Source organism: Micromonospora sp. ANENR4 (genome assembly GCF_015354395.1).
In the GTDB taxonomy this organism is placed as follows: Bacteria; Actinomycetota; Actinomycetes; order Mycobacteriales; family Micromonosporaceae; genus Micromonospora; species Micromonospora aurantiaca.
In genome coordinates this window covers 78,995-90,743 of sequence record NZ_JADKYQ010000009.1, presented here as the reverse complement: position 1 = coordinate 90,743, position 11,749 = coordinate 78,995, and the positions used below count along the sequence as shown (strand labels likewise).

The window sequence follows — 11,749 nt, the reverse complement described above, 5'->3', positions numbered from 1 at the left end:
GTGCGTAGTGTTCTTGTGTGCGTTCGGACACCATTGGCGGCCCAGCATCTGACCTCCGCGGCGGCGCGGCTCGGGCTGTCCGGCGTCGTCCGGACGGCCGTCTCCGATCCGGAGGTGATGTTGCGGCTCGCCGAGCGTCCGGTGGACGTGGTGCTCGCCGACACCGCGCTGACCCGGCCGGACAGCGCCGGCTTCGTCCGGCGGGTGCTGGCCCGCGCCCCGCAGGCGGCGGTGCTGCTGCTCGGCGCCGAGGAGTCGGAGTCGGCGGCGGCCACCATCAGCGCCGGAGCGCGGGGCCTGATCCAGAACGCCGACCACGACCTGACCAGCGCGGTGGCCAAGGCGCTACTGCTGCTGTCCGCCCCCGGGCGGAGCAACAGGAACCGGGTGGCGGACACCGCCCGGGACGCGGCGGCGGTGGGCGGGCCGACCCGGCCGGCGGCGCCGGGGCGTACCCAGGGCGGTCCCGGCTGGCCGGCGACGGCCCCGGTGGACGCCGCGGGCCTGCCCACCGTGGTGCCCGTGCAGCGGGGTGAGGACCCGGACGACCCGGCGGCGGCCGACGGCGCGGAGGCGCCCCGGGCGGGTGCGGTCCAGCGGCCCGCGCGGACGCCGCGCAGCGCGATCGGGCTGACCGAGCGGGAGCTTCAGGTGCTGCTCGGCATGGCCGAGGGCAAGAGCAACGCGGAGATCGGGCGGGAGCTGTTCGTCTCCGAGGACACGGTCAAGACACACGCCCGGCGGCTGTTCCGCAAACTCGGCGCGCGCGATCGGGCACACGCCGTGGCGGCCGGGTTCCGGGCGGGCCTGGTCGCCTGACCCGCGCGGGGATCACTCCTGCGCGGAGTCGTCGGTGCCCTCGGTGAGGGTGTCGTGCACGCCGTCGGCGTACCCGCGGGCGTAGTCCCAGCTCACGTAGTGGTCCGGGTCCGGGTCGTAGGCCGGCTCGTGCACCCGGGGACGCCCCGAGTTGAGCAGGTGGCGCAGGTTGCCGCGGAGCAGGTCCCAGTCGAAGTAGTGCGGCTCGCGGCAGTCCTCGCACTCGATCACCAGGCCGCGCACGCCGATCGGCTGGAGCAACGCCTGGTAGATCTCCAGATCGGCGAGATCCTCCAGGACGTCCTGGCGCTCGACCTCGGTCAGCGGGTCGAGCGCGTCGTCGTCGCCGGGATCGTGCAGGCCGGCAGCCGGATCGGCCGGGTCGCCGTTGAACGGGTCGATGGGCTCGTCGTGCACCCCCTCACCGTAGACCCCGAGCCGCCGGAAAGCCCGCCCCAGCCCGTGCTGTGGCCCTGCCTACCCTTGGCCCGCCGCTGCCCGGGCGCGGACGGGTAGGTGGGTACGATGAGGCGACGCGCCGTCACCCGGCGCCTGCCGGTGCCCCCGCGCGCCGCCTCGCTGCAGCCCGTTCGACCAGCTCAGGGGAGCAATCGTGGAGAATTCGCCCAGCACCGAGATCCCGGCCGGCGCCGACGGCGGGGAGCTGGGTGGCCATCTGCCCGAGCTGCCTGCGGGTTCGGCCCGCGTGGTGCCGCTCGGGCTGACCTTCGACGACGTCCTGCTGCAGCCGGGCGAGTCGGACGTCGTCCCCAGCCGTGTCAACACCCGCACCCGCCTCACCCGCAACATCGAACTGACCGTGCCGCTGCTGTCCAGCGCGATGGACACCGTCACCGAGGCGCGGATGGCGATCGCCATGGCCCGCCAGGGCGGCATCGGCGTGCTGCACCGCAACCTCTCCGTCGAGGACCAGGCGCTTCAGGTCGACCTGGTGAAGCGCTCCGAGTCCGGCATGATCACCAACCCGGTGACCGCCAGCCCGGACGACACGCTTCGCGAGGTGGACGCGCTCTGCGGGCGCTACCGCATCTCCGGCGTACCGGTGGTGGACGGGCAGGGCCAGTTGGTCGGCATCGTCACCAACCGCGACATGCGGTTCGTCTCCGACCCGGCCACGCCGGTGCGCGAGATCATGACCCGCACCCCGCTGATCACCGCGCCGGTCGGCGTGAGCAAGGACGACGCGCTCGGCCTGCTGCGCCAGCACAAGATCGAGAAGCTGCCGATCGTGGACGCGGGCGGCAAGCTGCGCGGCCTGATCACGGTGAAGGACTTCACCAAGAGCGAGCAGTACCCGAACGCCACCAAGGACGACGCGGGCCGGCTCCGGGTCGCCGCCGCGGTCGGCGTGGGCGAGGACGGCTACAAGCGGGCCCGCGCGCTCGTCGACGCCGGCGTGGACGTCGTCATCGTGGACACCGCGCACGGCCACCAGCGCGCCGTGCTGGAGATGGTCACCCGGCTCAAGCGGGACGTCACCATCGACATCGTGGGCGGCAACATCGCCACGTACGCGGGCGCGAAGGCGCTCGTCGAGGCCGGCGCGGACGGCGTCAAGGTGGGCGTCGGCCCGGGCGCCATCTGCACCACCCGGATCGTGGCCGGAGTCGGCGTACCGCAGATCACCGCGATCATGGAGGCGGCCCGTGCCGCCCGCCCGGCCGGCGTGCCGGTGATCGGTGACGGCGGCATCCAATACTCCGGCGACATCGCCAAGGCGCTCGTCGCCGGCGCCGACACGGTGATGCTCGGCAGCCTGCTGGCCGGATGCGAGGAGAGCCCCGGCGAGCTGATCTTCATCAACGGCAAGCAGTACAAGGCGTACCGGGGGATGGGCTCGCTCGGCGCGATGCAGTCGCGCGGCCAGGGCAAGTCCTACTCCAAGGACCGCTACTTCCAGCAGGACGTGCTCGCCGAGGACAAGCTGGTCCCGGAGGGCGTCGAGGGTCAGGTGCCCTACCGGGGGCCGCTGTCCGCTGTCGCCCACCAGCTCACCGGCGGGCTGCGCGCCGCCATGGGGTACGTGGGCGCGGAGAGCATCCCGGAGCTGCACCGGCGTGGCCAGCTCATCCGGATCACCGCGGCCGGGCTCAAGGAGAGCCACCCGCACGACATCCAGATGACAGTCGAGGCGCCCAACTACCACTCCCGCTGACCCACCACCCCCAACCACCTGGAGTCCCTCATGCGTGACGTGGTCGAGATCGGGCTGGGCAAGACCGCGCAGCGCGGCTACCACCTGGACGACATCGCCATCGTGCCGAGCCGCCGCACCCGGGACGTCGACGACGTCTCCACCGCGTGGCAGCTCGACGCGTACCAGTTCGGCATCCCGTGCGTCGCGCATCCCTCCGACGCGACCATGAGCCCGGCCTCGGCGGTCCGGCTCGGCCAGCTCGGCGGGCTTGGCGTGCTCAACGTCGAGGGCCTCTGGACCCGGTACGAGAACCCGGCCAAGATCCTGGAGGAGCTGGCCGGTCTCGGCGAGGACGCGCGGGCGACCAAGCGCCTCCAGGAGGTCTACGCCGAGCCGATCCGGCCCGACCTGATCGCCGAGCGGGTCCGCGAGCTGCGTGAGGGCGGCGGCACGGTGGCGGTGCGGGTCTCCCCGCAGCACACCCTGGCGTTGGCCCCGGTGATCCTCGACGCCGGCGTGGACATCCTGGTCATCCAGGGCACGCTCGTCTCGGCCGAGCACGTCTCGACCACCGACGAGCCGCTGAACCTCAAGGAGTTCATCGCCGACCTGGACCTGCCCGTCGTCGTCGGCGGCTGCACCGACTACAAGACCGCGCTGCACCTGATGCGTACCGGCGCGGCCGGCGTGATCGTGGGCATCGGCGGCGACGACTGGTCGACCACCGAGTCGGTGCTCGGCATCCGGGTGCCGATGGCCACCGCCATCGCCGACGCCGCCGCGGCCCGCCGCGACTACCTGGACGAGACCGGCGGCCGGTACGTGCACCTGATCGCCGACGGCGACATGCAGACCTCCGGCGACATCGCCAAGGCGCTCGGCTGCGGCGCGGACGCGGTGATGCTCGGCGAGCCGCTGTCGCTGTGCGAGGAGGCCCCGGCCGGCGGTGCCTGGTGGCACTCCGCGGCCAGCCACCCGTCGCTGCCCCGTGGCGCGTTCGAGGTGGCCGGCGAGCCGCTCGGCTCGATGGAGAAGCTGCTGTTCGGCCCGGCCGACGAGCCGGACGGCCAGCTCAACCTCTTCGGCGGCCTGCGCCGCGCGATGGCCAAGTGCGGCTACCGCGACCTGAAGGAGTTCCAGAAGGTCGGGCTCGTCCTCGACCGCTGAGCACCGCTGAGCACCGGCTGAGCACCGCGTGACGGCGCGGGCGGCGGCGCGGACGTGTTCCGGCCCCGCCCGCGCCGTCGCGCGTCTAGGCTCGCCGGGTGAGACGGGGGCGGGTCTGGGCGGCAGGGCTGGTGGCGGCGGCGCTCGCGCTGGGCGGCTGCACCGGCGGTGACGACAACGGGTTCCGGCCGGGTGCGGCGGACGCCGGTGACCCGTACGTGCCAGGCGCCGGCAACGGCGGCTACGACGTGGGCCACTACGCGCTGGACGCGCGCTACGACCCGGCGAGCGACCGGCTCACCGGCACCGCCACGCTGACCGTCACCGCCACCCGGGCGCTGTCCCGCTTCCAGCTCGACCTGGCCGGGCTGGACGTCGAGCAGGTGCGGGTGGACGCGGAGACGGCGAAGCACCGCCACGACGGCGCCGAGCTGATCGTCACCCCGCCGCGCGGGCTGCCGTCGGGAAAGCGGTTCACCGTCGAGGTGACGTACGGCGGGGTGCCGCAGCCGCTGCCCAACGCCGAGCTCGGCGACGGCGGATTCCACGCCACGCCGGACGGTGCGATAGCGCTCGGCCAGCCCGAGTCGGCGAGCACGTGGTACCCGGTGAACGACCACCCGTCGGACAAGGCGACATACGACCTCGCGGTCACCGTGCCGGACGGCCTCGCCGCGCTGTCCAACGGCGTGCCGGAGGGCCGGACGTCGAACGGCGGCTGGACCACCTGGCGCTGGTCCGAGCGCGCGCCGATGGCCAGCTACCTGAGCACGCTGGTGATCGGCGACTACCGGGTCAGCAGCGGCACCCACGCCGGCAAGCCCATCGTCACCGCCGTCGCCGCGGCGCTGCCGCCGGACGGTCCGGCCGCCGCGTCGGTGGCCCGCACCGGCGAGGTCGCGGACTTCCTGGCCGGGCACTTCGGGCCGTACCCGTTTGAGGCGTACGGGGGCGTGGTGGTCGCCGACGAGCGCATCCGGTACGCGCTGGAGACGCAGAGCCGCCCGGTCTACGGGCCGGCGTTCTTCCGCGACGGCCTGCCGAACACCGAGGTGGTCGCGCACGAGCTGGCCCACCAGTGGTTCGGCGACAGCGTCTCGGTGGCCCGGTGGAGCGACATCTGGCTCAACGAGGGCTTCGCCACGTACGCCGAATGGCTCTGGGCCGAGCACGACGGCGGGCGCACAGTGGCGCAGACAGTCGCGCAACGGTACGCGGACACCGACTGGTCGAAGCCCACAGTCGACCCGGGCCGGGCCGGGATGTTCGGCGACGCGGTCTACCAGCGGGGCGCGCTCGCGGTGCACGCGCTGCGCCGCGCGCTCGGCGACGAGACGTTCTACCGCGTGCTGCGCGGCTGGCTGGCGCAGCACCGCGACGGCAACGTCACCACCGCCGACTTCGTCGGGTACGCCGAACGCACGTCCGGACGTCCGCTGCGGGCGCTGCTGGACGCCTGGCTGGTAGGTGGCACGCCGCCGGGACTGCCGTGACGAACGCGTGACCGCCGCTGGGTAGGCTGCCGCGGTCGGAGCGGCCCGTGGGCGGGGCCGCCGAACGGGCCCGGGAGGATCGAGGCGATGACGCGGCGCGGCGCACGACGACGGATCGGCTTGCTGACCTGCGGCACGCTGCTGGTCGCGGGCTGCGGTTCGGCCGAGCTGGACCCCGGCCCGACGTCCCCGGCCACCCCCGCGCCGGCGGCCTCGCGCAGCTTCGCGCCGGGCGCGGACGGCGCCGGTGACGCGTACTTCCCGAGCTACGGCAACGGCGGGTACGACGTCGCGCACTACACCGTGAAGGTGCGCTACGACCCGGAGACGGACAAGCTCAGCGGCACCACCACACTGCGGGCCACCGCCACCGCCGACCTGTCCGCGTTCAACCTGGACCTGGCCGGGTTGACCGTCCGCTCGGTGACAGTGGACGGCACCGCCGCCCGGCACAGCCGGTCCGAGGACGAGCTGGTGATCACCCCGGCGATCGGGCTGACCTCCGGCAACGGGTTCACCGCCGAGATCCGGTACGACGGCCGGCCGGAGCCGCTGCGTACCGAGTCGCTGGGCGAGGGCGGCTGGCTGCACACCGTCGACGGGGCGATCGCGCTCGGTCAGCCGGAGTCGGCCAGCACCTGGTTCCCGGTCAACGACCACCCCTCGGACAAGGCCACCTACGACATGGAGATCACCGTTCCGAAGGGACTGACGGCGGTCTCCAACGGCGTGCCGAAGGGGAAGACGACAAGCGGCGCCTGGACCACCTGGAAGTGGTCGGAGACCGCGCCGGCGGCCAGCTACCTGACCACGGTGGCGATCGGGAAGTTCCGGGTCACCACCGGGGAGCACAAGGGACGGCCGGTCTACAACGCGGTCACCACGCAGGTGGCGGAGGGCGCGCCGGACCGGTCCCTCGCGCGCACTATCGAGGTCGCCGACTACCTGGAGAGCGTCTTCGGTCCGTACCCGTTCGACTCGTACGGCGGCGTGGTGATCGCCGACGATCGCATCCGGTACGCGCTGGAGACGCAGAGCCGGCCGGTCTACTCGGCGAGCTTCTTCCGGCAGGGCGACAACACCGGCGTGGTCGCGCACGAGCTGGCCCACCAGTGGTACGGCAACAGCGTGTCGATCCAGCGCTGGCAGGACATCTGGCTCAACGAGGGGCTGGCCACGTACGCCGAGTGGCTGTGGGCCGAGCACACCGGCTCGACCACGGTGCAGCGCACGTTCGAGCAGAAGTACGCGAACGCCGGCGGGCAGGTGTGGCGTACGCCGCCGGGCAAGCCGGGCGTCGCGAACCTGTTCAGCCGCTCGGTCTACGACCGGGGCGGGATGACCGTGCACGCGCTGCGGGTGGCGGTGGGGGACACCGCGTTCTTCGCGATCCTGCGCACCTGGGCCGCGGAGCGGAAGAACGGCAACGCCACCACCGCCGACTTCGTGGCGCTGGCCGAGCGGATCACCGGCAGGAAGCTGGCGAAGGTCTTCGACCCGTGGCTGTACGGCACCGAGCGCCCGCCGGCCCCGAAACCGCTGTAGGCGTCAGTTCTTGACGCGCAGCGACGGGTGGGCGGCCAGGAACGCGTCGGCCCGCCCACCGCGCAGTGCGCTGAGGAAGTCACGGCCGAGCGGCTTGAGCTGCTCACCCCGGTACGCGCCGCCGCTGCTCACCCCGGCGCCGGGCAGCACGACGAGCGTGAGCCGGTCGGCCGGCAGGCCACCCAGGACGTACGCGTAGTCGATCAGCTTCCGGCCGCCCCCGGCGTACACCAGGGTCCTGCCCAGCGCGGCCACCACCTGCTCGACCCGCTGCGGGTCGCGGGCCGTGCCCTGGTCGAGGATCTTGCGGGCCAGCGCCCGGAGCAGTTGCTGCTGGTGCCGCTGCCGGGTGTAGTCGCCGCCCGCGGTGTAGCGCTGCCGCGCGTAGTCCAGCGCCTGCCAGCCGGTCAGGTGCCGGGTGCCCTTCTGGTAGACCATCTGCGGCCCGGTGTAGCCGCCGCCGGTCAGCGTCCGCATGGTGCCGTCCGGGCGGCGGTGCCGGGACTCGACCCGCTGGTCGACGTAGAGGTCCACCCCGCCGAGCGTGTCCACCAGCTTGTCGAAGCCGCCGAACGTGATCACCGCGCCGGCGTCGATGCGCAGACCGGTGTAGCGGGAGACGGTGGTGCGCAGCAGCTCGTACCCCTGGGCGGTGCTGGGGTTGCGCTTGTCGCCCGGCACCCGGCTGCCGTAGCTCATCGCGTGGGTGAGCTTGGTGCGGCCGCCCGGGTAGCGGGCCTTCGGGTAGGCGGGGATGTCCACGACCAGGTCGCGGGGGAGCGAGAACAGGTACGCCCGGTCCAGCCCGGCCGGTACGTGCAGCAGCAGCACCGCGTCGGCGTGCGGCTCCCAGCCGGGGATGCTGACCCGGGTGTCCACGCCGACGAGCAGCAGGTTGAGCGGGCCCTTCAGGTCGGCGCCGGGCGGGGGTGTCGGGCTGGCGGTGGTCGGGGCGGGCGTCGGTGAGGGCGGCGGCGCGGTGCTCGGGCCGGCGACCGGGGCGGCCGGGCGGTTCGCCACCAGCCGGGTGGTCACCACCGCTCCGGTGGCCACCAGCAGCGCCGCGACCAGTGCGGCCAGGCCCAGCAGGCGTCGTCTCGTCACGTTCGTTCCTCCCCGTGGTGTTCGACGCGCCGGGAGCCGCCGGAGGTTGCAGCGGCGGGAATCCCGGCGAATCGAGCGCTCTGCATGATCTGCGAAAAACACTCGCTGGCGCCATAGCTACCGGTCGGTAATGATGCGTTCATGCGTTACGACGTGCTCGTCATCGGTTCGGGCTTCGGCGGCAGCGTCACCGCGCTCCGGCTGGCCGAGAAGGGCTACACGGTGGGCGTCCTGGAGGCGGGGCGGCGCTTCGCCGACGACGAGTTCCCGCGTACGTCCTGGCGGGCGCGACGGTTCCTCTGGGCGCCCCGGCTCGGCTGCTTCGGGCTCCAGCGGATTACGCTGCTGCGCTCGGCCGACCGCAAGGCCGGCGGCGGCGTGCTGGTGCTCTCCGGCGCCGGTGTGGGCGGCGGCTCGCTCGTCTACGCGAACACGCTCTACGAGCCGCTCGACGCGTTCTACGCCGACCCGCAGTGGCGGGACATCACCGACTGGCGCGACGAGCTGGCCCGCCACTACGACCAGGCGAAGCGGATGCTCGGCGTCACCACGTACCCGATCGACACCCGCGCGGACCAGGCCGTCCGCGCGGTGGCCGAGCGGATGGGGGTGGCGCACACCTACCACCCGACGCCGGTCGGGGTGCACATCGGGCGGCCCGGCGAGCGGGTGGCCGACCCGTACTTCGGCGGGGCCGGACCGGACCGCACCGGGTGCAGCCACTGCGGATCGTGCATGACCGGCTGCCGGCACGGCGCCAAGAACACGCTGGTGAAGAACTACCTCTGGCTGGCCGAGCGGCTCGGCGTGCAGGTGCACCCGCTGACCACCGTGACCGCCGTCCGCCCGGACCCGGCCGGCGGGTACGCGGTGCACACCGAACGCACCGGCGCCTGGCTGCGCAAGCGGCGCGAGGTGATCCACGCCGACCAGGTGGTCTTCGCGGCCGGCGCGCTCGGCACCCAGCGGCTGCTGCACGAGATGAAGGCGACCGGCGCGCTGCCGGCGCTCTCGCCCCGGCTGGGCGAGCTGACCCGCACCAACTCCGAGGCCATCCTCGGCGCCTCGGTGGCGCCCGGCGCGGCCCGGAAGCGCGGCCTCGACTTCACCGAGGGGGTGGCGATCACCAGCTCGTTCCACCCCGACCCGCAGACCCACATCGAGCCGGTCCGGTACGGCAAGGGCTCCAACGCGATGGGCCTGCTCCAGTCACTGCTCGTCGACGGCGGTCCCCGCCGCGCCCGGCGCTGGCTGGGCAGCATCGTCCGGCAGCCCGTGCTGGCGGCGCGGATGCTGTCGGTACGCCGGTGGTCCGAGCGCACCGTGATCGCGCTCGTCATGCAGTCGGTCGACAACTCGCTGACCACCCGCTACCGCCGGGGGCGGCTGGTCTCCGGCCCCGGCCACGGCGCGCCCAACCCGACCTGGATCCCGGCCGGCAACACCGCGGCCCGGCTGCTCGCCGAGGAGATCGGCGGCACCCCGGGCGGGGCGGTCACCGAGCCGTTCAACATCCCGGTGACCGCGCACATCCTCGGCGGCGCGGTCATCGGCGCCACCCCGGACGAGGGCGTGATCGACCCCTGGCACCGGGTGTACGGCCACCCGGGGCTGCACGTGGTGGACGGCGCGGCGGTCTCGGCGAACCTGGGCGTCAACCCGTCGCTGACGATCACCGCGCAGGCCGAGCGGGCCATGTCGTACTGGCCGAACAAGGACGAGGTGGACCCGCGTCCGGCGCTCGGGTCGGCGTACACCCGGGTGGAGCCGGTCCCGCCGCGGCGGCCCGCCGTCCCCGCGCACGCCCCCGCCGCCCTGCGCTGAGGAGGCCGTCGCAAGGTTCACCCCGCCACACCGCCGGGGCGCGTCCGCGCGGCCGGTGACTGTCGGTAGGCTTTGCGCACATGAGCACGCCTCGCCCCGTCCTCGTGGTGGACTTCGGAGCCCAGTACGCCCAGCTCATCGCGCGCCGTGTCCGCGAGGCGAAGGTCTACTCGGAGATCGTCCCGCATTCCATGCCGGTGTCCGAGATGCTGGTGAAGAACCCGGCCGCGATCATCCTGTCCGGTGGCCCGTCCAGCGTCTACGCACCGGGCGCCCCGCAGATCGACGCCGGCATGTTCGAGACCGGCGTACCGGTCTTCGGCATCTGCTACGGCTTCCAGGCCATGGCCCAGGCGCTCGGCGGCACCGTCGCGCGCACCGGCAACCGCGAGTACGGCGGCACCCCGCTGCGCCCGCGCCTGACCGAGCCGGGCGTGCTGCTGCGCGACCTGCCGGCCGACCTGCCGGTCTGGATGAGCCACGGCGACTGCGTCACCGAGGCGCCGGAGGGCTTCACCGTCACCGCCGAGTCGGCGGGCGCCCCGGTCGCCGCGTTCGAGGACCTGGCCGGCCGCCGCGCCGGCGTGCAGTTCCACCCCGAGGTCGGGCACACCGCGCACGGCCAGGAGATGCTCACCCGCTTCCTCTACGACATCGCCGGCATCGCGCCCACCTGGACGCCGTCGAACATCATCGACGAGCAGGTCGCCCGGATCCGCGAGCAGGTGGGCGACAAGGAGGTCATCTGCGGCCTCTCCGGCGGCGTCGACTCGGCGGTCGCCGCGGCGCTCGTCCACCGCGCCGTGGGTGACCAGCTCACCTGCGTGTTCGTGGACCACGGTCTGCTGCGGGCCGGTGAGGCCGAGCAGGTCGAGAAGGACTACGTCGCGGCGACCGGCATCAAGCTCAAGGTGGTCGACGCGCGGGAGCGGTTCCTGAGCGCGCTCGCCGGGGTGACCGACCCGGAGCAGAAGCGCAAGATCATCGGCCGGGAGTTCATCCGCGTCTTCGAGGCCGCCGCGCGGGAGATCGCCGCGCACGGCGACGTGGAATTCCTCGTGCAGGGCACGCTCTACCCGGACGTGGTGGAGTCCGGCGGCGGCACCGGCACCGCGAACATCAAGAGCCACCACAACGTCGGCGGCCTGCCCGAGGACCTGAAGTTCTCCCTGGTCGAGCCGCTGCGCACGCTGTTCAAGGACGAGGTCCGCACGATCGGCCTGGAGCTGGGACTGCCAGAGGCGATGGTCTGGCGGCACCCGTTCCCCGGCCCCGGCCTGGCCATCCGGATCATCGGCGCGGTCGACGAGGAGCGCCTCGCCGTGCTCCGCAAGGCCGACCTGATCGCCCGGCAGGAGCTGACCGCGGCCGGTCTGGACCGGGGCGTCTGGCAGTTCCCGGTGGTGCTGCTGGCCGACGTCCGCAGCGTCGGGGTGCAGGGCGACGGGCGCACCTACGGTCACCCGGTGGTGCTGCGCCCGGTCTCCAGCGAGGACGCGATGACCGCCGACTGGTCCCGGCTGCCCTACGACGTGGTGGCCCGGATCTCCACCCGGATCACCAACGAGGTCGCCGAGGTCAACCGCGTGGTCCTGGACGTGACGAGCAAGCCGCCGGGCACCATCGAGTGGGAGTGACG

General features: G+C 73.4%; 9 protein-coding genes. 7 read left to right on the top strand and 2 right to left on the bottom strand.

All coding sequences use genetic code 11. The annotated features are described in order from the left end of the window. On the top strand, positions 1 to 819 hold the full coding sequence (locus IRY44_RS17200) for a response regulator transcription factor (RefSeq protein ID WP_194801375.1): 819 nt from the start codon (positions 1 to 3) through the stop codon (positions 817 to 819). A 12-nt stretch (positions 820 to 831) separates the two neighbouring features. On the opposite strand, the gene IRY44_RS17195 is transcribed toward IRY44_RS17200, so the two are convergent. Beyond that, entirely contained in the window at positions 832 to 1,236 is a 405-nt protein-coding gene (locus tag IRY44_RS17195; RefSeq protein ID WP_194801374.1) for a DUF5319 domain-containing protein, read from the bottom strand. A 196-nt stretch (positions 1,237 to 1,432) separates the two neighbouring features. Between IRY44_RS17195 and guaB the strand changes: the two genes are divergently transcribed. The 4 genes from guaB (at position 1,433) to IRY44_RS17175 (ending at position 7,182) form a co-directional block, all read left to right on the top strand. Then, entirely contained in the window at positions 1,433 to 2,995 is a 1,563-nt protein-coding gene (gene guaB / locus IRY44_RS17190) for an IMP dehydrogenase (protein ID WP_194801373.1), read from the top strand. Between the two features lie 30 nt (positions 2,996 to 3,025). After that, complete coding sequence (locus tag IRY44_RS17185) at positions 3,026 to 4,144, top strand: GuaB3 family IMP dehydrogenase-related protein (RefSeq protein WP_013288539.1); 1,119 nt, start codon at positions 3,026 to 3,028, stop codon at positions 4,142 to 4,144. Between the two features lie 98 nt (positions 4,145 to 4,242). Continuing rightward, positions 4,243 to 5,637, top strand: coding sequence for a M1 family metallopeptidase (locus IRY44_RS17180; RefSeq protein WP_194801372.1), 1,395 nt, complete (start codon positions 4,243 to 4,245; stop codon positions 5,635 to 5,637). Positions 5,638 to 5,724: 87 nt separating this feature from the next. Next, a complete protein-coding gene (locus IRY44_RS17175; RefSeq protein ID WP_194801371.1) occupies positions 5,725 to 7,182 on the top strand; it encodes a M1 family metallopeptidase in 1,458 nt (485 codons plus the stop codon). A 3-nt stretch (positions 7,183 to 7,185) separates the two neighbouring features. Here IRY44_RS17175 and IRY44_RS17170 read toward each other — a convergent pair whose 3' ends face one another. Further along, a complete protein-coding gene (locus IRY44_RS17170; RefSeq protein WP_194801370.1) occupies positions 7,186 to 8,286 on the bottom strand; it encodes an LCP family protein in 1,101 nt (366 codons plus the stop codon). Between the two features lie 141 nt (positions 8,287 to 8,427). Between IRY44_RS17170 and IRY44_RS17165 the strand changes: the two genes are divergently transcribed. Together IRY44_RS17165 and guaA are read left to right on the top strand one after the other, a co-directional pair. Next, positions 8,428 to 10,110 carry an FAD-dependent oxidoreductase gene (locus IRY44_RS17165; protein WP_194801369.1) on the top strand — a complete coding sequence of 561 codons (1,683 nt, stop codon included), beginning with the start codon at positions 8,428 to 8,430 and terminating at the stop codon, positions 10,108 to 10,110. An 80-nt stretch (positions 10,111 to 10,190) separates the two neighbouring features. Further along, complete coding sequence (guaA, locus tag IRY44_RS17160) at positions 10,191 to 11,747, top strand: glutamine-hydrolyzing GMP synthase (RefSeq protein ID WP_194801368.1); 1,557 nt, start codon at positions 10,191 to 10,193, stop codon at positions 11,745 to 11,747. Positions 11,748 to 11,749 lie beyond the last annotated feature (2 nt).